The organism is Micromonospora sp. WMMD987 (assembly GCF_029581435.1).
GTDB lineage: Bacteria > Actinomycetota > Actinomycetes > Mycobacteriales > Micromonosporaceae > Micromonospora > Micromonospora rifamycinica.
The window spans coordinates 587,460-608,820 of the sequence record NZ_CP120861.1; the positions used below are offsets into that span (position 1 = coordinate 587,460).

General features: G+C 73.2%; 22 protein-coding genes. 14 read left to right on the top strand and 8 right to left on the bottom strand.

The features are described from left to right. Window positions 1-51: 51 nt before the first annotated feature. Complete coding sequence (locus tag O7612_RS02640; RefSeq protein ID WP_282270137.1) at window positions 52-558, bottom strand: MarR family transcriptional regulator; 507 nt, start codon at window positions 556-558, stop codon at window positions 52-54. 96 nt (window positions 559-654) lie between these two features. On the opposite strand from O7612_RS02640, the gene O7612_RS02645 reads away from it, so the two are divergent. Together O7612_RS02645 and O7612_RS02650 are read left to right on the top strand one after the other, a co-directional pair. Beyond that, a complete protein-coding gene (locus O7612_RS02645; RefSeq protein WP_282270139.1) occupies window positions 655-1,707 on the top strand; it encodes an ABC transporter ATP-binding protein in 1,053 nt (350 codons plus the stop codon). Then, on the top strand, window positions 1,704-3,296 hold the full coding sequence (locus O7612_RS02650) for an ABC transporter permease (RefSeq protein ID WP_282270141.1): 1,593 nt from the start codon (window positions 1,704-1,706) through the stop codon (window positions 3,294-3,296). Before O7612_RS02645 ends, O7612_RS02650 begins: the two co-directional genes overlap by 4 nt. A 109-nt stretch (window positions 3,297-3,405) precedes the next feature. On the opposite strand, the gene O7612_RS02655 is transcribed toward O7612_RS02650, so the two are convergent. Further along, on the bottom strand, window positions 3,406-3,738 hold the full coding sequence (locus O7612_RS02655) for an STAS domain-containing protein (RefSeq protein ID WP_282270143.1): 333 nt from the start codon (window positions 3,736-3,738) through the stop codon (window positions 3,406-3,408). A 168-nt stretch (window positions 3,739-3,906) separates the two neighbouring features. Between O7612_RS02655 and hemL the strand changes: the two genes are divergently transcribed. The 6 genes from hemL (at window position 3,907) to ccsB (ending at window position 10,064) form a co-directional block, all read left to right on the top strand. Next, window positions 3,907-5,244, top strand: a complete 1,338-nt coding sequence (gene hemL / locus O7612_RS02660) for a glutamate-1-semialdehyde 2,1-aminomutase (protein ID WP_282270145.1) — start codon at window positions 3,907-3,909, stop codon at window positions 5,242-5,244. Between the two features lie 64 nt (window positions 5,245-5,308). Continuing rightward, on the top strand, window positions 5,309-5,956 hold the full coding sequence (locus O7612_RS02665; protein WP_067312243.1) for a histidine phosphatase family protein: 648 nt from the start codon (window positions 5,309-5,311) through the stop codon (window positions 5,954-5,956). Between the two features lies 1 nt (window position 5,957). Beyond that, window positions 5,958-6,533 (top strand): TlpA disulfide reductase family protein, encoded by a 576-nt coding sequence (locus O7612_RS02670; RefSeq protein WP_282270147.1) that lies wholly within the window; start codon window positions 5,958-5,960, stop codon window positions 6,531-6,533. Continuing rightward, entirely contained in the window at window positions 6,533-7,438 is a 906-nt protein-coding gene (locus O7612_RS02675) for a cytochrome c biogenesis protein CcdA (RefSeq protein ID WP_282270149.1), read from the top strand. The genes O7612_RS02670 and O7612_RS02675 overlap by 1 nt, the downstream gene beginning before the upstream one ends. Then, window positions 7,438-9,054, top strand: a complete 1,617-nt coding sequence (locus O7612_RS02680) for a cytochrome c biogenesis protein ResB (protein WP_282270151.1) — start codon at window positions 7,438-7,440, stop codon at window positions 9,052-9,054. Before O7612_RS02675 ends, O7612_RS02680 begins: the two co-directional genes overlap by 1 nt. Continuing rightward, on the top strand, window positions 9,054-10,064 hold the full coding sequence (ccsB, locus tag O7612_RS02685) for a c-type cytochrome biogenesis protein CcsB (RefSeq protein WP_282270153.1): 1,011 nt from the start codon (window positions 9,054-9,056) through the stop codon (window positions 10,062-10,064). Before O7612_RS02680 ends, ccsB begins: the two co-directional genes overlap by 1 nt. Here the strand turns inward: ccsB and O7612_RS02690 are convergent. Continuing rightward, window positions 10,030-10,251, bottom strand: coding sequence for a hypothetical protein (locus tag O7612_RS02690; RefSeq protein ID WP_067312258.1), 222 nt, complete (start codon window positions 10,249-10,251; stop codon window positions 10,030-10,032). The two genes, ccsB and O7612_RS02690, sit on opposite strands and share 35 nt — an antisense overlap. A 151-nt stretch (window positions 10,252-10,402) precedes the next feature. Beyond that, the gene (locus O7612_RS02695) at window positions 10,403-10,879 is read right to left on the bottom strand and encodes a MarR family winged helix-turn-helix transcriptional regulator (protein WP_282270155.1); all 477 of its coding nucleotides are present in this window, start codon (window positions 10,877-10,879) and stop codon (window positions 10,403-10,405) included. Window positions 10,880-10,942: 63 nt separating this feature from the next. On the opposite strand from O7612_RS02695, the gene O7612_RS02700 reads away from it, so the two are divergent. The 3 genes from O7612_RS02700 (at window position 10,943) to mqnP (ending at window position 14,442) form a co-directional block, all read left to right on the top strand. Further along, complete coding sequence (locus O7612_RS02700; protein ID WP_282270156.1) at window positions 10,943-11,503, top strand: carboxymuconolactone decarboxylase family protein; 561 nt, start codon at window positions 10,943-10,945, stop codon at window positions 11,501-11,503. Between the two features lie 567 nt (window positions 11,504-12,070). Further along, window positions 12,071-13,531, top strand: a complete 1,461-nt coding sequence (locus tag O7612_RS02705) for a menaquinone biosynthesis decarboxylase (protein ID WP_282270157.1) — start codon at window positions 12,071-12,073, stop codon at window positions 13,529-13,531. Continuing rightward, complete coding sequence (gene mqnP / locus O7612_RS02710; RefSeq protein WP_282270158.1) at window positions 13,531-14,442, top strand: menaquinone biosynthesis prenyltransferase MqnP; 912 nt, start codon at window positions 13,531-13,533, stop codon at window positions 14,440-14,442. The genes O7612_RS02705 and mqnP overlap by 1 nt, the downstream gene beginning before the upstream one ends. A gap of 54 nt (window positions 14,443-14,496) precedes the next feature. Here the strand turns inward: mqnP and O7612_RS02715 are convergent, their stop codons facing one another. Then, on the bottom strand, window positions 14,497-15,456 hold the full coding sequence (locus O7612_RS02715; RefSeq protein ID WP_282270159.1) for a terpene synthase: 960 nt from the start codon (window positions 15,454-15,456) through the stop codon (window positions 14,497-14,499). A 228-nt stretch (window positions 15,457-15,684) separates the two neighbouring features. On the opposite strand from O7612_RS02715, the gene O7612_RS02720 reads away from it, so the two are divergent. Continuing rightward, window positions 15,685-16,311 carry a UbiX family flavin prenyltransferase gene (locus O7612_RS02720; protein ID WP_282270160.1) on the top strand — a complete coding sequence of 209 codons (627 nt, stop codon included), beginning with the start codon at window positions 15,685-15,687 and terminating at the stop codon, window positions 16,309-16,311. A 71-nt stretch (window positions 16,312-16,382) separates the two neighbouring features. Here O7612_RS02720 and O7612_RS02725 read toward each other — a convergent pair whose 3' ends face one another. After that, a complete protein-coding gene (locus tag O7612_RS02725) occupies window positions 16,383-16,649 on the bottom strand; it encodes a BldC family transcriptional regulator (RefSeq protein WP_084261470.1) in 267 nt (88 codons plus the stop codon). 268 nt (window positions 16,650-16,917) lie between these two features. Between O7612_RS02725 and O7612_RS02730 the strand changes: the two genes are divergently transcribed. Together O7612_RS02730 and O7612_RS02735 are read left to right on the top strand one after the other, a co-directional pair. Further along, on the top strand, window positions 16,918-17,376 hold the full coding sequence (locus O7612_RS02730; protein ID WP_282270162.1) for an Lrp/AsnC family transcriptional regulator: 459 nt from the start codon (window positions 16,918-16,920) through the stop codon (window positions 17,374-17,376). A gap of 189 nt (window positions 17,377-17,565) precedes the next feature. Beyond that, window positions 17,566-18,657 (top strand): PLP-dependent cysteine synthase family protein, encoded by a 1,092-nt coding sequence (locus O7612_RS02735; protein ID WP_282270164.1) that lies wholly within the window; start codon window positions 17,566-17,568, stop codon window positions 18,655-18,657. Between the two features lie 145 nt (window positions 18,658-18,802). Here O7612_RS02735 and O7612_RS02740 read toward each other — a convergent pair whose 3' ends face one another. Together O7612_RS02740 and O7612_RS02745 are read right to left on the bottom strand one after the other, a co-directional pair. Beyond that, the gene (locus O7612_RS02740; protein ID WP_282270166.1) at window positions 18,803-19,420 is read right to left on the bottom strand and encodes a putative glycolipid-binding domain-containing protein; all 618 of its coding nucleotides are present in this window, start codon (window positions 19,418-19,420) and stop codon (window positions 18,803-18,805) included. 96 nt (window positions 19,421-19,516) lie between these two features. After that, the gene (locus tag O7612_RS02745; RefSeq protein WP_282273771.1) at window positions 19,517-21,358 is read right to left on the bottom strand and encodes a DEAD/DEAH box helicase; all 1,842 of its coding nucleotides are present in this window, start codon (window positions 21,356-21,358) and stop codon (window positions 19,517-19,519) included. Window positions 21,359-21,361: the final 3 nt, after the last annotated feature.

The following is a 21,361-nucleotide window of genomic DNA, read 5'->3' on the forward strand; positions in this document are numbered from 1 at the left end:
GACCGTCGGGGTGACACCCCGACCGGGCCGGATCGCCCGACCGGTGGTCGCTCAGGCGGCGGGCGGCTCAGCATGGCCGTTGGCGGCGCGGCGGGCACGCCAGCGCTCGCCGAGCGAGTCGAGTTCCTCCTGGACGAAGACGAAGAAGTCCCGCATCTCGCCCACCCGTTCACCGCCCGGGGTGGCCGTGCCGCCCAGCGCGTCCGCGCCCGCGTCGGCGATGTCGATGAAGTTCTTGTAGAGGCCGGTCTTGGTGATGGTCCCCTCGTACCAGGGGTCGTCCGGCATCCGGTAGTGGTCGCGCCGGGAGCGGGGGACCGGTTCGCGCACCAGCATGCCGAACTGGGTCAGGTGGCGTACCGCGCCGGAGACGGCCGCCGCGCTGACCCCCAGCCGCTCGCCGATCTGGGCGGCGGTCAGCGGGCCGTCGGCGCTCATCACGGTGAACAGGACCCGGCCGGCCATCCGGGGGAAGCCGACGTCGGCCCAGGCCATCGCCATCCGTTCCACGAAGAGGTGGACCTCTTCGTGCCGGCCGGGGTGGCGGTCGTCAGACATCGGCTCGGTGCTCCTCGGGTGTCGGGTGGTGCAGGCGATGGTGCCGTACCGGACACATGCTTCACAACATTGTGAAACAAGCGTAGCTTCTGAATTATGGAAAACCCGATAGCGGTGACCGGCCTGGTGAAGACCTTCGGCCGCACCCGGGCCCTCGACGGGCTCGACCTGAACGTCCGGGCCGGTGAGGTGCACGGCTTCCTCGGCCCGAACGGCGCCGGCAAGTCGACCGCCATCCGGGTGCTGCTCGGGCTGCTGCGGGCGGACGCGGGGGCCGTCCGATTGCTCGACGGCGACCCGTGGCGCGACGCCGTCACGCTGCACCGCCGCCTGGCGTACGTGCCGGGGGACGTCACCCTCTGGCCCCAGCTCTCCGGCGGCGAAGTGATCGACCTGCTCGGTCGGATGCGCGGCGGGCTCGACCCGAAACGCCGCGCCGAGCTACTGGAGTCGTTCGAGCTGGACCCCCGCAAGAAGGGGCGCACCTACTCCAAGGGCAACCGGCAGAAGGTCGGGCTGGTCGCCGCGCTCGCCTCCGACGTCGAACTGCTCGTCCTCGACGAGCCCACCTCCGGGCTGGACCCGCTGATGGAGGAGGTGTTCCAGCACTGGATCGACCGGGCTCGACGCGATGGCCGCACGGTGCTGCTGTCCAGCCACATCCTCGCCGAGGTGGAGGCGCTCTGCGACCGGGTGACGATCATCCGTAACGGCCGCCACGTCGAGACCGGCACCCTGACCGAGCTGCGCCACCTGCACCGCACCGCGATCGACGCCGAGCTGGCCGGTCCGATCGACGGCCTGGCCGCCCTGCCCGGCGTACACGACCTGCGGGTCGACGGGGAGCGGGTCCGCTTCGACGTCGACACCGTCGCGCTGGACGCCGCGTTGCGCCGGCTCACCGAGATCGGCGTCCGCAGCCTGGTCAGCCAGCCGCCGACGCTGGAGGAGCTGTTCCTGCGCCACTACGAGACGCCCGCCGCCGCGCCGCCCGCCGGTCCCGGGCCGTCCGCCCCGGCCGCGTCGGGCGGCGCCGCGTCGGGCGGCGCCGCGTCGGACGGGGCCGCGTCGGGCGGCGCCGCGTCGGGCGGGGCCGCGTCGGGCGGTGCCGGCTCGGGCGGCGACCGGCCGACCGGGGTACGCCGGTGAGCGCCCTCACCGGCACCGGACACCTGGTCCGGCTGATCCTGCGCCGGGACCGGATCGTCCTCCCGCTCTGGGTGCTGCTGCTGGCCGTGCTGCCGGTGTCGTACGCGGGCAGCTTCGCCACCCTCTTCCCGACCGCCGCCGAGCGGGCCGCGTACGCCACCGGCACCGCCCGCAGCCCGTCGGTGGTGGCCCTGCTCGGCCCGGTCTACGGCGACAGCGTCGGCGCGCTGACCGCCCAGCGCGCGGGCTTCCTCCAGGTGATCGTCGGGCTGGCCGCCCTGCTCACCGTCATCCGGCACACCCGCACCGAGGAGGAGGCCGGCCGGCGGGAACTGCTCGGCGCGACCGTCCTCGGCCGGTACGCGGGCCTCACCGCCGCGCTGCTGACGACGTACGCGGCCAGCCTGCTGCTCGGCCTGCTCACCGCCGGCGGGCTGGTCGCCAGCGGACTGCCGGCGGCCGGCTCACTGGCGTACGGGCTGTCGGCGGCGCTGGTGGGGGTGGTCTTCGCCACGGTGGGCGGGTTGGCCGCCCAGCTCACCGAGACCGCCGGTGGAGCCCGGGGGATCGCCGCCGGGGTACTCGGGGTGACGTTCGCGCTCCGGCTGGTCGGTGACACCGCCCGCGACGAGTGGCCGAGTTGGCTGTCCCCGCTGGGCTGGGCGCCGCGCATCCGTGCCTACGAGGGGGAACGCTGGTGGGTGCTGGTCCTGCCGGTCGCCTTGACGGCGCTGCTCGCCGTGGTGACGTACCCGGTCGCGGTGCGGCGGGACATCGGTGCCGGCGTGCTGCCGTCCCGGCGTGGTCCGGGCCGGGCGGGGTGGGCGCTGTCCGGACCGTTCGGCCTGGCCTGGCGGCTGCACCGGGGCCTGCTGCTGGGCTGGTCGGTGGGCTTCGGCCTGCTCGGGGCGACCATCGGCGGGGCGGCCGAGGCGGCCGGACGGTCGGTCGCCGGCAACGCCGCGCTGGAGCAGATGATGGCCCGGCTGGGCGGGGCGTCGGGGATGGCCGAGGCCTACCTGGGGGCGTCGTTGGGGATAGCCGGGCTGGCCGCCGCCGGCTACGGCATCCAGGCGGCGTTGCGCACACGGTCGGAGGAGGCCGCCGGGCGGGTCGAGCCGGTGCTGGCCACCGGGGTGCGCCGGTTGGCCTGGCTCGCCTCGCATCTGGCGTTCGCCCTGCTGGGGCCGGTGGTGGTGCTGGCGGTGACCGGGCTGGCGGCCGGGCTGGCCTATGGGTTGAGCGTCGACGACGTGCCGGGCCAACTGCCCCGGCTGCTCGGTGCCGGCCTGGCGCAGGTGCCGGCGGCCTGGCTGCTGGCCGGGCTGGCGGTGCTGCTGTACGGGCTGCTGCCCCGCCTCTCCCCGACGGCCTGGGCGGTGCTCGCGGTCTGTGTGCTGCTCGGCCAGCTCGGTGCGGTGCTGGAGCTGAGCCAGTGGCTGCTGGACCTCTCGCCGTTCACCCACACCCCGCAGGTGCTGCGGGCCGGTTGGAGCGCCACCCCGCTGCTGACGATGACCGGGCTCGCCGGGCTGTTCGCGGTGACCGGCCTCGCCGCCTTCCACCGCCGGGACGTGCCCACCATCTGACGGGACGTACCCCACCCGGCACGTGCCGGCCGCCGGTGCCCCGGCGGGACGGGGCCGGCCGCCGGGCGACCGGTGGCCGGTGGCCGGCCCCCGTCAGGCGCGGACCAGCTCAGGTGGAGGTCTCGTTGCGGATCATCAGGGCGGACCGGAGGCCGGTGATGTCGAGGACGCGGAGCAGGAAGTCGCCCACGTTGCTCAGGATCAGCAGGCACTGGGAGTGGCTGGCCTTGCGACTGAGCACCACCAGCGTGCCCAGGCCCTGCGAATCGCAGAAGGTCACCCCGGCCAGGTCGAGCACGATGCGTGGTGGAGGATCGGTGAGCACCTCGTTCACGACGGTCGACAACTGGGCTGCGGTGAGCATGTCGATCTCACCGGCCAGGCGCAGCACCACTTCGTCGCCCGTCCGGTGTACCGTGATGGACAGTTCGGCACGATCCACCCGGTCAGCCTATCGCGATCTCGGCGTCCCGGCCCGGTGAGGCGATCCGCCGTGCCGGCGAGGGCACCCGACCACCGGCGTCCCGATCCCGTCCGGCGGGTGAGCCGGGTAACCCCGCCCCGGGGTGCCTGCCGATTCCCCGTCCGGCGCTGACACAATGGCCGCATCGTGACCAATACCTTTTCCGCCGGCACCGGTCGCTACCCGGCCGACGCACCGGCCTCCGAGGCCCTGTTCGACCGCGCCCTGGCCATCGTGCCCGGCGGGGTGAACTCACCCGTGCGCGCGTTCCGTGCCGTCGGCGGCACCCCGCGCTTCATGGTCCGGGGGGAGGGGCCCTGGCTGTACGACGCCGACGGGCGGCGCTACGTCGACCTGGTCTGTTCCTGGGGGCCGTTGATCCTGGGCCACGCCCACCCCGAGGTGGTCGAGGCGGTCCGGGAGGCCGCCACCCTCGGCACCAGCTTCGGCACCCCCACCCCGGGCGAGGTGGAGCTGGCCGCCGAGATCGTCGACCGGACCCCGGTGGAGCAGGTCCGGCTGGTCAACTCGGGCACCGAGGCGACGATGTCGGCGATCCGGCTGGCCCGGGGCTTCACCGGTCGTTCCCGGATCATCAAGTTCGCCGGTTGCTACCACGGGCACTCCGACGGGCTGCTCGCCGCTGCCGGCTCCGGCGTCGCCACCCTCGGCCTGCCCGACTCGCCCGGGGTCACCGGCGCGGCGGCCGGCGACACCATCGTGCTGCCGTACAACGACCTGGCCGCCGTCGAGGCGGCGTTCGCCGCGCAGGGGCCGGACATCGCGGCGGTCATCACCGAGGCCGCCGCCGGCAACATGGGCGTGGTCGCCCCGCGTGACGGCTTCAACTCCCGGCTCGCGGCGCTCGCCCACGCGCACGGCGCGCTGCTCATCGTCGACGAGGTGATGACCGGGTTCCGGGTCTCCCGCTCCGGCTGGCACGGCCTCGACCCGTCCGACGCCGACCTGTGGACGTACGGCAAGGTGATGGGGGGCGGGCTGCCGGCGGCGGCGTTCGGCGGGCGGGCGGAGATCATGTCCCGGCTCGCCCCGGCCGGTCCGGTCTACCAGGCCGGCACCCTCTCGGGTAACCCGCTGGCCTGCGCCGCCGGCCTGGCCACCCTGCGGCTCGCCGACGACGCGCTCTACCGCCGGCTCGACGACACGGCCGCCGTGGTGGGCCGGCTCGCCGCCGACGCGCTCAGCGCCGCCGGTGTTCCGCACCGCCTGTCGTACGCGGGCAGCATGTTCTCGATCTTCTTCACCGACGCCGACGTGGTCGACTACGACAGCGCCCGCACCCAGCAGGTGCCCGCGTTCAAGGCGTTCTTCCACGCGATGCTCGCCGCCGGTGTCTACCTGCCGCCGAGCGCGTTCGAGGCGTGGTTCGTGTCGGCGGCGCTCGACGACGCCGCCCTGGAGCACATCGCCGCCGCCCTGCCGGACGCGGCGACGGCAGCGGCAGCGGCAGGCCACGGGGGGTAGAGCCGGTGAGCGCGAGGAGTGAGCCGGGTATGCGAGCCCCGCAGTCGCGAACGAGGGGGATGCAATGAGCAAGACCGTCGTCCACGTGCTGCGGCACGGCGAGGTGTACAACCCGGACCGGATCCTCTACGGCCGGTTGCCCGGCTTCCGGCTGTCCGAGCTGGGCGTGCAGATGGCCAAGGCCGCCGCCCAGGCGGTCGCCGAGCGCGAGGTCGTGCACGTGGTGGCCAGTCCGCTGGAACGCGCGCAGCAGACCGCCGAGCCGATCGCCGCCCAGTTCGGGCTCCCGGTCGGGGTGGACGAGCGGCTGATCGAGAGCGCCAACTGGTTCGAGGGCAAGAAGGTGTCGCCGGGCGACGGCTCGTTCCGCGACCCGCGTAACTGGTGGGTGCTGCGCGACCCGGTGACCCCGAGCTGGGGCGAGGCCTACCGGGCCATCGCCGAACGGATGTTCGCCGGGCTGCACGCCGCCCGGGTCGCGGCCGAGGGGCGCGAGGCGGTCATCGTCTCCCACCAGCTCCCCATCTGGACGCTGCGCCGCTACGTCGAGCGCAAGCGGCTCTGGCACGATCCGCGTCGCCGGGAGTGCGGGCTGGCCAGTCTCACCTCCTTCCACTTCGACGGGGCCAAGGTGGTCGGGATCGGCTACTCCGAGCCGGCCGCCCACCTGATCGCCATGTCGTCGACAGCCCGGACGGCCAAGGGGGCCTGAGATGCGCTTCCGGAGGCCGCTGGCCGTCCTGCTCGCCGCCGTCACCGCCGGGGCGGCGCTGGTCGGCTGCTCCTCCGGCACCGACGAGAGCCGGTGCGCCAACGACGGCGGCATCGTCGAGTGCGCCCCCGACCAACGTTCCGCCGCCCCGACGATCGCCGGTGACCTGCTCACCGGCGGCCGGTACGACACCACCCAGGCCCGGGGCCAGGTGGTGGTGCTCAACTTCTGGGGTTCCTGGTGCGCGCCCTGCCGGGCCGAGGCCGACGACCTGGAGGCCACCTACCAGGCCACCAAGAGTTCCGGGGTGACCTTCCTCGGCATCAACGTGCAGGACAGCCGGGACAAGGCGGTCGCCTTCGAGGAGGGCCGGGTGACCTATCCGAGCCTGTTCGACCCGGCCAGCCGGCTGGCTCTGGCGCTGGACATCCCGCCGAACACCATCCCGGCCACCGTCGTGCTGGACCGGCAGGGCCGGATCGCCACCGTGATCCGGGCCGCCGTCACCACCGACGGGCTGCGGCCGATCGTCGAGCGGATCGCCGCCGAAGAGCCGGCGTCGACCGGTTCCCGCTGATGGGCGAGACGTTCCGCGAACTCGCCCAGTCCGGCCCGCTGCTGCTGGCCATCGGCGCGGCGGCGCTCGCCGGGCTGGTCAGCTTCCTGTCCCCGTGCGTGCTGCCGCTGATGCCCGGCTACCTGTCGTACGTCACCGGCCTGGCCGGCACCGACCTGGAGGGCCGGGCCCGACCGACCTCCCCGACCGTCGGTGACCCGGGCGACGGCGACCCGGTCCCGACCGGTGGTGACCCGGCCCCGGGTGACGGCGACCCGGCCCCCGGTGGCCGCCCGGCCGGCGGGGTGGCGGTGGCCACCCGGACGGCCGCCCGGCCGGTGGCGGCGGTCAAGGGCCGGGTGCTGGCCGGGACGCTGCTGTTCATCGCCGGCTTCACCGTCGTCTTCACCGCCACCGCGATCCTCTTCGCCGGGTTCGGCCGGATCTTCTTCGAGTATGAGCGGACCTTCCAGGTCGTCATCGGCGCGCTGATCGTCCTGCTCGGGCTGAGCTACCTGGGGGTGCTCCCCGGGATGCAGCGGGAGCTGCGCATCCGTCGGCTACCGGCCGCCGGGCTGCTCGGTGCGCCGGTGCTCGGGGCGGTGTTCGCGCTGAGCTGGATGCCGTGCACCGGACCGACGCTGGGTGCGGTGCTGGGGATGGCCGCCACCGGTGGGCAGACCGACCGGGCGGTGGTGCTGGCGGTGGCGTACTGCCTGGGGTTGGGGTTGCCGTTCGTGGTCTTCGGGTTGGGCTTCCACCGGCTGCTGGGGGTGTTCCGGGCGGTCCGGCGCAACAGCCGGTGGGTGACCCGGACCGGCGGGGTGCTGCTGATCCTGATCGGCCTGGCGCTGGTCACCGGCGGTTGGCAGGACTTCGTGATCTGGTTGCAGACGACCGTCGGCCCCGGCGAGGTGAGCATCTGATGACGACCGTCGAGGACCGGCCGGCCAGCCCAGCGGCCGAGGCCCCGCGCCGCCGGCCGAACCCGCTGCTGGCCCTGCTGCGCAACTCGTGGCGGCAGCTCACCAGCATGCGTACCGCGTTGATCCTGCTGTTCCTGCTCGCGGTCGCGGCCATTCCCGGGTCGGTGCTGCCGCAGCGCGGGGTCAACCCCGAGAACGTCGCCCGGTACTTCGTCGAGCATCCCGAGCTGGCCCCGCAGCTCGACCGGATCGGCGCGTTCGAGGTGTTCGGCTCGGTCTGGTTCTCGGCCATCTACCTGCTGCTGTTCACCTCGCTGGTGGGGTGCATCCTGCCCCGGATGCGCGACCACCTGCGGGCGCTGCGGTCCCGGCCGCCGGCCGCGCCGAAGCGGTTGGACCGGCTGCCCCAGCACACCGTGCTGGAGGCGCCGGGGGCCGCCGACCCGCAGGCCATCGCCGCCGTGCTGCGTCGCCGCCGGTGGCGGGTGCAGGTGCGCGGCGACGAGGTCTCCGCCGAGAAGGGCTACCTCAAGGAGACCGGCAACCTGCTGTTCCACACCTCGCTGGTCGCCGTGCTGATCGGGGTCGCGCTCGGCTCGTGGTACGGCTGGCACGGCAACCGCCTGCTCGTCGCCGACGAGGCCTTCTGCAACACCCGCCAGCAGTACGCCGAGGCGAAGCTCGGCCCGCGCGTGGACAGCGCCGACCTGCCGCCGTTCTGCCTGACCCTGGACGACTTCGACGCCCGGTTCCTGCCGTCCGGGCAGCCGGAGAGCTACCGCGCCACGGTGACCGTGGACCGCCCCGACGGCTCGGATCGGCGGACCGCCGACTTCTCGGTCAACTCGCCGCTACGGCTGGGCTCCGCCAACGTCTACCTGCTGGGTCACGGCTACGCCCCGATCCTCAGGTACACCGACCGGTACGGCCGTAGCCAGACCAGCACGGTGCCGTTCCTGACCAGCGGCGACGCCAACCTCACCAGCGAGGGGGTGGCCGCCTTCCCGGACGCCAACGTCGACCCGGCGACCGGCCGGCGGGACGCCGACCAGCAGGTCGCCTTCGAGGGGCTCTACCTGCCGACCGCCCCGGACACCGGGCCGTTCGCGTCGTCGCGGTTCCCCGAGGAGCGCAACCCGGCCGTGGTGCTGGCCGCCTACCGGGGCAACCTGGGGCTGGACGCCGGCATCCCGGGCTCGGTCTACCAGCTCGACCAGCGGCAGGTGACCAGCGGCAAGCTCAAGCAGGTCGGCGACAGGAAGCTCGCGCCGGGCGAGACGTGGACCCTGGACGACGGCAGCAGGCTGGAGTTCCTCGGCACCAAGCGGTACGTCACCCTCTCCGTCCGGCACGACCCGGGCGAGGAGCTGATGCTGGGTGCCTGCGTGGTGCTGCTGGTCGGGCTGATGGGCTCGCTGTTCGGCCGCCGGCGGCGGGTCTGGTTCCGGGTGACGCCCCCCGACAGTGGATCTCCGACGGGCGGTAGTAGTTTGGTGGCGGCCGGTGGGTTGCCGCGCACCGAGCATCCAGGGTTCGCCGACGAGTTCGCGTCTCTCGTCGCGGCGGTACGCGACGACGGGCGGCCCGACCGGCCGGCGCGAGAGGGAGTCGAGTGATGTCCGCAGTCTCCGACCAGTTGGTGACGTTCGCGATCCTGGTGTACCTGGTCGCGATGATCAGCCACGCCGTCGAGTACGCCCTGGGTAACGTCCGTGCGGTGGCGGCCCGGGTCGCCCCGGCGCGGGAGCTGGTCGGCGCGGGCGTCGGTGGCCCGGGTGTCGACAAGGTCGACGCCGCGACCGCGACCCCCGCGACCAGGCCCCCCACCAGCGTGCCGCCGTCGAGCCGGCCGAGCCGGTCGGCGGGGCGGGCCCGGCTGGCCGGGCGGATCGCCGCCTGGTTGACCGTCCTCGCCGCCGCGCTGCACCTCGGCGCACTGGTCACCCGGGGGATCGCGGCCGACCGGATGCCCTGGGGCAACATGTACGAGTTCGTGCTGACGGTCACCTGGATCGGGACCGCCGCCTGGCTCGTGGTGCTCTGGAAGCGGCCGTCGCTGCGCCGGCTCGGGCTGTTCCTCACCCTGGTCATGGTGCTGCTGCTGGCCTTCGCCGAGCTGAAGCTCTACGTCCCCGTGGTGCCGCTGATGCCGGCGCTCCAGTCGTACTGGTTCATCATCCACGTGTCGACGATCGTCTTCTCCTCCGGCATCTTCCTGCTGGGCGTGGTGCCGGCCGTGTCGTTCCTGCTGCGCAACGGCTACGAGCAGGGGCGGCGTAGCTTCCCGTACACGCTGGCCCGGCGGCTGCCCGGGGCGGCCGACCTGGAGCGGCTGACCTTCGCGCTGCACGCCTTCGCGTTCCCGATCTTCACCTTCGCGGTGATCGCGGGCGCGATCTGGGCCGAGGCGGCCTGGGGCCGGGCCTGGGGTTGGGATCCGAAGGAGACCTGGGCGTTCATCTCCTGGGTGGTCTACGCCGGTTACCTGCACGCCCGCGCCACGCCCAGCGTCAAGCGCAACGTGGCGACCTGGATCGCGGTGCTCGGCTTCCTGACCGTGCTGATGAACCTGTTCGGGGTGAACTTCTTCTTCACCGGCCTGCACTCGTACGCCGGGGTGGCGTGAGCCGGCCGGTGAGCACCCGGTCGACGCCCAGGGTCACCTGGTAGGCGACCTCCGGCAGGTCGGCCAGGTCGAGGTGATCGGCCCGTAGGGCGAACTGGGCGTGCAGCTCCCGGGCCACCGCGTCCCGGATCTCCCGCTGGAGCGGGGAGAGACCGTCCGGATCGCCCACCGTGTACGCGTCGTCCATGCGTCCATCCTCGGCCGGAGGAACCCGGTGTGTCGACCCCGCACCGTCTGCAAAACGTATAACTACATCTCTAAGAAGTGTAGTTATAAGAAATGCGGAGGATGCGTGTGCCGGCCGGGCGCCCGTTGCCCCGATCGGTGCGGTGGCTCGTTCAACTGCCGAACCAGCCGGGGACGTCGAGGCGGAAGGTGTCCGGCGGGGTGACCGCGCGGAGGTCGTCCTCCAGGGCGGCCACCCGATCCGCGCCGAGCCGGGCCACCCAGTGCTCCCGTAGCGTGTCGAAGACCGTCGCCGAGCGGCGCAGCCCGTCGACGCCCTTGTCCGTCATCCGGATCAGCTTGCGTCGGGCGTCGGTCGGGTCGTCGGCGCGTTCCAGGTAGCCCAGGGTCACCAGTCGGTCGACGGTCTTGCCGGCGGCCTGCTTCGAGACGCCGAGGCGGTGGCCCAGGTCGGACGCGGTGGTGCCCTGTGCGCCGACGGCCTGGAGCACGAAGCCGTGTGCCGGCCGCAGCTCGGGGTGCCCCTGCCGGGCCAACTCGGCGTGCAGGTCGTCGACGAGGCTGCGGAAACCGGCGAGCAGCAGCAGCGGCAGCACGAAACCGGGGCGCTGAGGGTCACCCGTCGACATCTTCGACAACCTGGTTTACTGTTTCGACAACCACGTTGACTATCGTACGTGAGGGGTACCGTCATGTCCCGACCGACCTTCACCGTCCACACCCTCGACACCGTGCCCGACCCGGCCCGCACGACCATGGCCGGCGTGCACCGCCGGCTCGGCCACCTGCCCGCCGCGGTCGGGCTGATGGCCGACTCCCCGGAACTGCTCAAGGGGTTCCTGACCGCCTCCGCCACCTTCGAGGCCACCGACCTCGCGCCGGTCGAGCGGGAGGTGGTGGTGCTGACGGTCGCCACCCGCAACCGGTGCCACCTCTGCGTGGCGATGCACACCGCGACGCTGCACCGGCTGGGTGTCGCCACCGAACTGATCGCCGCGCTGCGCGGCGGCACCGAGCTGCCCGAACCCCGGCTGGCGGCGCTGCGCCGGTTCACTCTCGCCGTCCTCGACCACACCGGTGACGTCCCGGACGACGAGTTGGCCGCCTTCCTCGACGCCGGCTACCGGCCCCGGCACGCCCTCGACGTGGTGCTCGGGGTCGGGACGTACACCATCTCGACCCTCGCCAACCGGCTCACCCGCGCCCCGCTCGACCCGCCCCTGACCGCGTACGCCTGGGAGCCGGCGGCCTGACCGGGAAGCGGTCCAGGGTCGGGGGTGGCAGAGTGGGCATCTGGCGCGAGGTGCGCAGAACGAGAAGAAGGCCGTAGTTTCGCGCCACCGGCTGACCGGAAACCACAGTTCACCGACAGGCGCGGGTGGTCCAGCCGAGGAAGCGCTCGTACAGCGCGCCGGGTTTCGGGGTGTCGTGGGGTGGAGCCGGTCCAGGTCCTCGACGGCGGTGTACAACATCCCGGCCAGGCACCGAGCCGGTGAGCCACGACGAAGCCGAGCACGCCCTCGACGTGCTGCGCCGTGTCGTCGCCACCCGAACCACCGAAGGCCGGGCGGACGTGGCGTAACCCTTCGGCGAACGCCGCCGAAGTCTCCGAGATCTTGGCAGGAAGTGGCCCCTATGGGGGCCGTCTCCTTCCAAGATCTCTGAGCGGGGTGGCGGTCCGTCCGTGCGGGGTGGCGGTCCGTCCGTGCAGGTGGCGGTCAGCCCGGGTGGGGTGGCGTGCCGGTCCGGGTGGGGAGGCGCACACCGCTGGGGCGTACCCGGCGTGGGCGCTGCCGGCCGGGGTGCGGGAGACTGGCCGTATGGCGGCACGTGGCTTCCCGTACACCGATCTCAAGGACTTTCTCGCGGCGCTGGAGCGCGCGGGCGAGCTGCGGCGGGTGACCGTCCCGGTGGACCCCACCCTGGAGATCAGCGAGGTGGTCACCCGGACGGTCCGGGCCGGCGGGCCGGCACTGCTGTTCGAGCGGCCCACCCGGGGCGAGATGCCGGTGGCGATCAACCTGTTCGGCACCGAGAAGCGGATGGCGATGGCGCTCGGTGTCGACTCGCTGGACGAGATCGGCGCCCGGATCGGCGCGCTGATCAAGCCGGAGCTGCCGGTCGGCTGGTCCGGCATCCGGGAGGGCCTCGGCAAGGTCATGCAGCTCAAGTCGGTGCCGCCGCGCAAGGTCAAGACCGCCCCCTGTCAGGAGGTGGTCTACTCCGGCGACGACGTCGACCTGGGCCGGCTGCCCGGCCTCCAGGTCTGGCCCGACGACGGCGGGATCTTCCACAACTACGGGCTGACCCACACCAAGCACCCCGAGACCGGCAAGCGCAACCTCGGGCTCTACCGCCTCCAGCAGCACTCCCGCAACACGCTCGGCATGCACTGGCAGATCCACAAGGACTCCACCGCCCACCACGCGGTCGCCGAACGGCTCGGCCAGCGGCTCCCGGTCGCCATCGCCATCGGCTGCGACCCGGTGGTCAGCTACGCCGCCTCCGCCCCGCTCCCCGGCGACATCGACGAGTACCTGTTCGCGGGGTTCCTGCGCGGCGAGCGGGTCGAGATGGTCGACTGCCTGACCGTCCCGTTGCAGGTGCCGGCGCACGCGCAGATCGTCCTGGAGGGCTACCTGGAACCCGGCGAGCGGCTGCCCGAGGGGCCGTTCGGCGACCACACCGGCTTCTACACCCCGGTCGAGCCGTTCCCGGTGCTGCACGTCGAGACGATGACCATGCAGCGCAAGCCGGTCTACCACTCGATCGTCACGTCCAAGCCGCCGCAGGAGGACCACGGCCTCGGCAAGGCCACCGAGCGGATCTTCCAACCACTGCTCAAGCTGATGATCCCGGACATCGTCGACTACGACCTGCCGGCCGCCGGGGTGTTCCACAACTGCGCCATCGTGTCGATCCGCAAGCGCTACCCGAAGCACGCGCAGAAGGTGATGAACGCGATCTGGGGCGCGCACCTGATGTCGCTGACCAAGCTGATCGTGATCGTCGACGAGGACTGCGACGTGCACGACTACCACGAGGTCGCCTTCCGCGCCTTCGGCAACGTCGACTACGCCCGCGACCTGCTGCTCACCGAGGGGCCGGTGGACCACCTCGACCACTCGTCCTACCAGCAGTTCTGGGGCGGCAAGGTGGGCGTCGACGCGACCCGCAAGCTGCCCACCGAGGGCTACACCCGGGGCTGGCCGGAGGAGATGACCATGTCGCCGGAGGTCGCCGCCCTGGTCGACAAGCGCTGGAAGGAGTACGGCATCTGATGGCCACCGCCGTCGCGCCGGCCCCCCGCCCCGGCAGGGTCACGTCCTTCCTCAAGCTCGTCGCGATCGAGCACTCCGTCTTCGCGCTGCCGTTCGCCTACCTGTCGGCGCTGACCGCGATGCAGGTCAACGGCGGTCGGGTACGTTGGCTCGACCTGCTGCTGATCACCGTGGCGATGGTCGGGGCACGGACGTTCGCCATGGCGGCCAACCGGATCCTCGACCGGCGGATCGACGCGCGGAACCCGCGTACCGCCGGCCGGGAACTGGTCACCGGGGCGGTGAGCGTGCGGACGGCCTGGACCGGCGCGGCCGTCGCCCTGGTGGTCTTCCTCGCCGCCGCCGCCCTGCTCAACCCGCTCTGCCTGGTGCTCGCCCCGCTCGCGGTGATCCCGCTGGTGGTCTACCCCTACGGCAAGCGGTTCACCGACTGGCCGCACGCCATCCTGGCGGTCGCCCAGGCGGTCGGCCCGGTCGGCGCCTGGCTCGCCGTCACCGGCACCTTCGCCGGCTCGGGGCCGGCCTGGCTGCTCGGCGCGGCCGTCGGGCTGTGGATCGGCGGCTTCGACCTGATCTACGCCTGCCAGGACGACGAGGTCGACCGGCGGATCGGGGTACGCAGTGTCCCCGCCCGCTACGGCCGGCGCTTCGCCCTGCACGCCTCCACCGTGGCGCACGTGGTGACGTTCGCAATGTTCATCTGGTTCGGCGCGCTGGTCGGTTTCGGCTGGCCGTGGTGGATCGGGCTGGCGCTCACCGCGGTCGCCTTCGGCTACCAGCACGTGGTGGTCACCCCGACCGACCTCAGCAAGGTCAACCGGGCCTTCTTCACCGCCAACGGTTTCGTCGGCATCGCCCTGTTCGCCTTCGCCCTGCTCGACCTGCTGCTCCGCCTGGATCTCCGCCCCTGATCGCCGCCCTTCCCCACGGCCATCGGGCGCAGGCGAGGGCCGAGCGGGGCGGGGTCAGGGGCGGGTGGGGTAGCGGGCGCTTTCCAGGGTCCAGTCGATGGTGCCGCGCACCGCGTTCGCGACCCCGTCGAGGTGGGCGGTGACGGCCTCGTCCAGCCCCGGGCCGAACGACGGGACCGCCGCGCGCCGGGCCTGGAAACGGGCCATGGTGTCCCGCCACCGCTCGCCGACGAGTTCCACCGCCGTGTCCATCGGCACGCTCCGCTCGGCGGCCAGCGCCAGCACCAGGTTGTGCCCGCCCGAGGTGGCCCGGTCGCGCTCCATCGAGGCGAGGTCGTTGTACCAGGAGAGCAGGTCGTTGCCGAGCACACGGATCTGGTGGAGCAGCGGGTGGTGGTACACCGCGTCGGGCAACGTCCGGTCACCGACGAACTCGATCAGGGGGTACGACACGTAGGCCGCCGACGTGGCCCGGCGCAGCCTGACGTACTCGGTCACCCCGGGTGCCCGCCCGCTCTCCTTCGCCACGGCCTCCCGCCGGGTGCCGTCCAGGTGGTCGCCGACCGCGTCGGCGAACCGCAGCCGCCACCGGGCCGGCATCCGCCGTCGGGGTGCCCGCCACGCCTCCACCAGGAGCCGGCGCAGCGGCCCGCCGAAGCCGGGGTGCCGTCGTCGTGGACCGTCGTGCAGCAGGGTGAGCACTCCCGCCCGTAACACCCGGATCTGCTCCGCGGGCAGCCGGTCCGGCCCGTCGCAGGCGTCGTCCACCAGGAAGAACCAGGTGAACAGCGCGGTCACGGTACGCAGGTCCGGCTCGCTGGCGTCCGGGTAGAGGCGGCCGGCGTACCGGGCGAAGCCGGCCCGGTCGAGCCGGCTGATCGCCTCCGCGTCGAGCGGGAAACCCCACCGGGGCAGCCGGTCCAGGAGCCACTGCTGCACCCCGTCGGCGTACGGGGAGAGCCGGGACGGGATCGGGCACGCCGACCGTAACGACCAGAGGACCTCGCTGACCATGACCGGTGCCTCCCCCGTGCGGTGTGGATCAGCCGACGGCAGCATCGCAGGTCGTTGCCCGACGTGTCGCCCGGGTCCGGCCGGTGGGGTGGGGTTCGGGGCTTTAGGTGGGTTTTGGGCGCTGGAGCCGGGTCCACCCCGCGGGGCCGCAGTCCGGTGGGTCGGGTCGGGGGCGGTGTTTCCGGGGGTGCGCGTCGGCTGCCGGGGCACACCAGGCAGGCTGGACGGATGCGTGAACCATGGGTGGTGGGGGTGTCCGGCGCGTCCGGTACCCCGTACGCGGCGGCCGTCGTCCGGGGCCTGCTCGATGCGGGGCAGCCGGTGGACCTGATCGTCTCCCGGGCCGCCCGGCTGACCATCCTCGACGAGACCGGCCGGCCGTTCCGGGACGCCCACTGGGCCGAGGACCTCGCGGGCTGGCTGGGCCGGGACCTCGCCGCCGACAACGTACGGCACTGGCCCGCCGGTGACATCGCCGCCGGTCCGAGCAGCGGCTCCTACCGGGTGCGGGGAATGGCGGTGGTGCCGGCCAGCACGGCGGCCTGCGCGGGCATCGCCATCGGACTGTCGAAGGACCTGCTGCAACGCGCCGCCGAGGTCAACCTCAAGGAACGGCGTCCGGTGGTGCTGGTGCCCCGGGAGACCCCGGTGACCCGCAGCCACCTGGAGCACCTGATCGCGCTGCACGACGCCGGCGCGGTGGTGCTGCCGGCCAGCCCCGGCTTCTACGGCGCGGGGGCGTCCGCCACCGCGGCGCAGCTGGTCGACTTCGTCGCCGGCAAGGTCCTGGACGCCCTCGGCGTGCCGCACACCCTGTTCCGACGCTGGTCGGGCCAGATAGCCGCCGACCGCTGACCCGCCGCTCGGCTGCTCAACCGGAGGCGGGCCGGACCTTTCGGCCGGCCCGCGCGCCCGTCTCGCACCATTCAGTACATCCCGGCATTGGCCGGACCCGGCCCGGTCGAGGCGGCAGGCCCCACATTGCGTGGTTTGCCCATGTCGTCCGCCTCGTCCAACATGCCCTCCCCTTCCAGCAGGGCCCGCACCTCGGATTCCCGAAACCGGCGATGCCCGCCTGGAGTCCGGATGCTGCCTATCCGGCCGGCCGCCGCCCACCGCGTCACGGTCTTCGGGTCCACCCGAAACAACGCAGCGACCTCACCCGGTGTCAGCAGGCGATCTCCAGTGTCCACAGCCCCCTCCTCGCGTCGACGAAGCCCTCGGCTGAACACACTGCCCCCGGCCGGTGCGAGCCCAGAGCCGTCATGAGGGACGTATGGCAATTACAGCACCAGCGAACTGGCCTGTCCGCCAAACGCGAAAAACGCACGGAGTGAGAAGTTAGTAAATGGTACCGGCGCGACACTCCCTTGACCGTCGGTCTGCGAACTGTCACCTACTGTCATGTCCAACGGATGCCGGTCGTAGGACGTTACGCCGCAACGGATAGGCTCACCCTCCGTGGACACGATCGACCGGAGCCTCGTCGAACTGCTGCGCGGTAACGCCCGTCTGTCGTACGCCGAGCTGGCCCGGCAGGTCGGTCTCTCCGCGCCCGCCGTGCACGAACGGGTCGGCAAGCTGGAGTCCAGCGGGATCATCCGGGGGTACCGGGCCGAGGTCGAGCCGGAGGCGATCGGGCTCGGGGTGACCGCGTTGATCGGCATCGTCGAGGACTCCGGCGGGGACACCGACGACGTGCTGGAGACGTTCCGGCAGATGCCCGAGATCGAGTCCTGCTACTTCATGGCCGGCGTGGAGTCCTTCCTGCTCAAGGCCCGGGTCGGCACCATCGCCGAGCTGGAGCAGTTGATCGTCCGGCTGAGCCGTACCCCCGGGGTGGCCTCCACCCGCACCGGCATCGCGCTGTCGACGAAGTGGGAGAACCGGCCACCGCCGATCGAGCCGCCGGCCTCCTGACCGCCCGGCACGGCACCCGCCGGCCTCCTGACCGCCCGGCACGGCACCCGCCGGCCTCCTGACCGCATGGCACGGCACCCGCCGGCCACCCTCCTGCGGCCGTACGCCCAGCGTGGCCGCCCGGCGTACCCCGGCGGTGTCGCCGGGTTGCCCGGAACCCGAGCCGGCCTCGCTTGTACCGTTGCCGGCGTGACTCACTTGGACCGGTGCGACGAGGCCAGCCGGGCGTGGGTGACCGAGGCCATCGCCTCGGTGGAGGCCGACGCCAACCGGTCCGCCGACACCCACCTGCTCCCGTTCCCGCTGCCCCGCCAGTGGGGGATCGACCTCTATCTCAAGGACGAGTCGGTGCACCCCACCGGCTCGCTCAAGCACCGGCTGGCCCGGTCGCTCTTCCTCTACGGGCTCTGCAACGGCTGGATCGGACCGTCGACCACGGTGATCGAGGCGTCCTCCGGCTCGACGGCGGTTTCCGAGGCGTACTTCGCCCGGATGCTCGGGCTGCCGTTCGTCGCGGTGATGCCCGCCTCCACCTCACCCGAGAAGATCGCCCAGATCGAGTTCCACGGCGGGCGCTGCCACCTGGTCGACGACCCGGCCAAGGTGGTGGTCGAGGCGCGCTGGCTCGCCGAGGACAGCGGCGGGCACTTCATGGACCAGTTCACCTACGCCGAGCGGGCCACCGACTGGCGCGGCAACAACAACATCGCCGAGTCGATCTACGCGCAGCTCGCGCTGGAGCGGCACCCGGTGCCGGCGTGGATCGTGGTCGGCGCGGGCACCGGCGGCACCAGCGCCACCATCGGCCGGTACGCCCGCTTCCAGCGCCTGCCCACCAAGCTCTGCGTGGTGGACCCGGAGAACTCGGCGTTCTATCCGGCCTGGCAGGCCGCCGACTGGTCGGTACGCACCGGACGGGGCTCCCGGATCGAGGGGATCGGCCGCCCCACCGTCGAGGCGTCCTTCCTCCCCTCGGTGGTGGACCGGATGACCCAGGTGCCCGACGCCGCCTCGCTGGCCGCCATGCGGGCCGGCTCGGCGGTGCTCGGCCGGAAGGTCGGCGGCTCCACCGGAACCAACCTGTGGGGGGCGTTCGGGCTGATCGGGGAGCTGCTCGCGCAGGGCCGGACGGGCTCGGTGGTCACCCTGATCTGCGACGCCGGGGACCGGTACGCCGACACCTACTACGACGACGACTGGGTGGCGGGGCAGGGCCTCGATCTCGCCCCCTACCGGGCCACCATCGACCGTTTCCTGGCCACCGGCACCTGGCCGACCTGAGCCGGCCTGCGGGGGTGACCGCCGGACCCGGGGCGGCCGGTGCGACAGTACCCACCGGCTCCGACCGGCCCGGCCAGCTCCGGCCGGTCAGCTCCGGCCGGTCAGCTCTGGCCGGTCAGCTCTGGCCCGGCCAGCTCCGGCCCGGTCAGCTCAGGTCGGCCAGGCCGGGGTAGTGCCGGACCAGGCCGGTGTCGTCGACCGTCAACTCGGCGCGGAAGGTGTCGCTGGCGAAGCCCACCCGCCCCGGCCCGAGCGCCGTGTAGACCTGCTCACCGGCCACCACCTCCAGGCTCGGCACCAGCACCCAGGCCACGGTGATCCGGTGCGCGGTGCTGGAGGCGGCCCCGGCCAGCCCCAGCCGGCGGATCGGCAGCGTGTTGAACAGCGCCGAGCCGTCCAGGTCGACGTCGAGGGCGTCGTGCAGCCGATCGGTGTCCTCGATGCCGGGCAACCCCGTCGGCGGGCGGCCGGCAGCCCGCAGCGCCGCGTCCAGGTCACCCTGCTCACCGGTCTTCACCCGCCACCCGTCCGCGCCGCGTTCCAGCCGTACCGTTCGTGACCAGCCCGCCCCCTCGACCTCCACGGCGAGCGAGGTGGTGCCCCCGTCGGCGTCGGTCGCCAGCCGGTAGCGGCAGGTGTAGGGGATCGGGTCGACGGCCAGTTGGGTGCCGTGCGCGGCGAACCCGGGTCCGGCCCCGTCGTCGAGGACGGCGTGCTCGGCCCCGGCGGTGTCCGTCCGGCTCCAGAAGAGTGACCTCGGCATGCTCCGGACGTTACGCCAGCCGGGTTCCGACGGCAGCGCATGTGCGAACGCCGCCCCGGAGCAGGGGCTCCGGGGCGGCGTCGACAATCGGTGCGATCAGTGGGTACGCGCCGCCGGCCGGCCGCCGAAGCCCTGCCGGTCGTCGCGCGGCCGGTCGTCACGGACCCAGCCCCCGGTACGGAACCCGCCCCGACGGTCTGCGCCACCCGGCTCACCGCTGTGGAACCGGCGCTCCCCGGCAGACTGCTCACCTCGGGCACCCCGGTCGCCGAAGCGCTGCTCGCCCCGGTCGCCGAAGCGTCGGTCGGTGCGGTCGCCGTACCCCCGGTCGGTCCGGGTGCGGTCGCCGTAGGCACGCTCCCCGGCGGGCCGGTCGCGGTACCCGCGCTCGCCGGTGGGCCGGTCGCCGTAACCGCGTGCGCTGCCGGTCCGGTCGCCGTAACCGCGCTCGCCGGTGGGCCGGTCGCCCCGGGCGTCGGGTCGCTGTCCGGCGCGGTCGCCGAAGCGCCGCTCTCCCGTCGGCCGGTCGGTGCCGGGGTGCTCCCCGAACCGGCCCCCCGGCTCGCCGCTGCGCGGGTAGCTCCGCTCGCCGCTGCGCGGGTAGCTCCGCTCGCCGCCGTGACCCCGGCCGTCCCGGCTGCCGGCGTAGCTCCGGCTGCCGCCGTAGCCCCGGTCGCCGCCGCTCCGGGAGTCCCGGTCGCCGCCGTACCCCCGGGAGTCCCGGTCGCCGAAGCGGCGTGGCCGGTCACCGTGCCGACGCGGCTCGGGCTCCTCGCGGACCGGGACCGGGACGCCGCTCGGCTCACGGGCACCGGTCAGCTCGGCCAGCACCGCGTCGCCGACCCGCACCCGGGTCTCGGCCGGCTCCACGCCGGCCTTCTCCAGCATCGCCAGCGTCGTCCGCCGCTGCTTGGGCAGCACCAGCGTGGCCACCGCACCCGACTCGCCGGCCCGCGCGGTACGACCCGCCCGGTGCAGGTAGTCCTTCGGATCCTTCGGCGGGTCGATGTGCAGCACCAGGGAGACCCCGTCGACGTGGATGCCCCGGGCTGCCACGTCCGTGGCGACCAGCACGTCCATCCTGCCCTCGCGGAACTCGGCGAGGGTCTTGGTACGCATCCGTTGGGTCTTGCCGCCGTGCAGCCCGCCGGCCCGTACGCCCACCGCGCCGAGCTGCTCCACCAGCCGGTCGACCCCGAGCTGGGTACGGGCGAAAAGCATGGTCCGCCCGGAACGGGCCGCGATCGACGCCGCCACGGCGAACTTGTCGTGCGGCGGGATCAGCAGCAGGTGGTGGTCCATCGTGGACACCGAGGCGGTCGACGGTGCGGTGGAGTGGGTCACCGGGTCGGTCATGAACCGCCTGACCAGCGTGTCGACGTCACCGTCCAGGGTGGCCGAGAAGAGCAGCCGCTGGGCGTCCGCCGGGGTCCTGGCGAGCAACTCGGTGACCTCGGGCAGGAAGCCCATGTCGGCCATCTGGTCGGCCTCGTCGAGGACGGTCACCTCGACGTCGTCCAGGACGCAGACGCCCCGGTTGATCAGGTCGCCGAGTCGGCCCGGGGTGGCCACGACGATCTCGACACCCCGCCGGAGCGCGTCGATCTGCCGGTCGTACGGTACGCCGCCGACGGCGGTCTTGAGGAAGATCCCGACGGCCTTGCCGAGCGGCAGCAGCGCGTCGTTGACCTGCATCGCCAGCTCGCGGGTGGGCACCAGGACCAGGGCGCGCGGGTGCAGCGGCCGGGCCCGGTTGCGCTCGGCCAGCCGGGCGATGATCGGCAGGCCGAAGGCGAGGGTCTTGCCGGAGCCGGTCTGGCCCCGGCCGAGCACGTCCCGGCCGGCGAGGGCGTCGGGCAGGGTGGCCCGCTGGATCTCGAACGGGGTGGTGATGCCCTGCCGGGCGAGGGCGTCGACCAACTGCCGGGGCAGCCCCAGATC

Coding starts and splice junctions, on each gene's coding strand:
- O7612_RS02690 (WP_067312258.1), bottom strand. CDS start 10,251: ATGGACGACGCGTACACGGTGGGCGATCCGGACGGTCTCTCCCCGCTC.
- O7612_RS02720 (WP_282270160.1), top strand. CDS start 15,685: ATGCGTGAACCATGGGTGGTGGGGGTGTCCGGCGCGTCCGGTACCCCG.
- O7612_RS02645 (WP_282270139.1), top strand. CDS start 655: ATGGAAAACCCGATAGCGGTGACCGGCCTGGTGAAGACCTTCGGCCGC.
- O7612_RS02705 (WP_282270157.1), top strand. CDS start 12,071: ATGGCGGCACGTGGCTTCCCGTACACCGATCTCAAGGACTTTCTCGCG.
- O7612_RS02695 (WP_282270155.1), bottom strand. CDS start 10,879: ATGTCGACGGGTGACCCTCAGCGCCCCGGTTTCGTGCTGCCGCTGCTG.
- mqnP (WP_282270158.1), top strand. CDS start 13,531: ATGGCCACCGCCGTCGCGCCGGCCCCCCGCCCCGGCAGGGTCACGTCC.
- ccsB (WP_282270153.1), top strand. CDS start 9,054: ATGTCCGCAGTCTCCGACCAGTTGGTGACGTTCGCGATCCTGGTGTAC.
- O7612_RS02670 (WP_282270147.1), top strand. CDS start 5,958: ATGCGCTTCCGGAGGCCGCTGGCCGTCCTGCTCGCCGCCGTCACCGCC.
- O7612_RS02680 (WP_282270151.1), top strand. CDS start 7,438: ATGACGACCGTCGAGGACCGGCCGGCCAGCCCAGCGGCCGAGGCCCCG.
- O7612_RS02715 (WP_282270159.1), bottom strand. CDS start 15,456: ATGGTCAGCGAGGTCCTCTGGTCGTTACGGTCGGCGTGCCCGATCCCG.
- O7612_RS02740 (WP_282270166.1), bottom strand. CDS start 19,420: ATGCCGAGGTCACTCTTCTGGAGCCGGACGGACACCGCCGGGGCCGAG.
- O7612_RS02665 (WP_067312243.1), top strand. CDS start 5,309: ATGAGCAAGACCGTCGTCCACGTGCTGCGGCACGGCGAGGTGTACAAC.
- O7612_RS02640 (WP_282270137.1), bottom strand. CDS start 558: ATGTCTGACGACCGCCACCCCGGCCGGCACGAAGAGGTCCACCTCTTC.
- O7612_RS02675 (WP_282270149.1), top strand. CDS start 6,533: ATGGGCGAGACGTTCCGCGAACTCGCCCAGTCCGGCCCGCTGCTGCTG.
- O7612_RS02700 (WP_282270156.1), top strand. CDS start 10,943: ATGTCCCGACCGACCTTCACCGTCCACACCCTCGACACCGTGCCCGAC.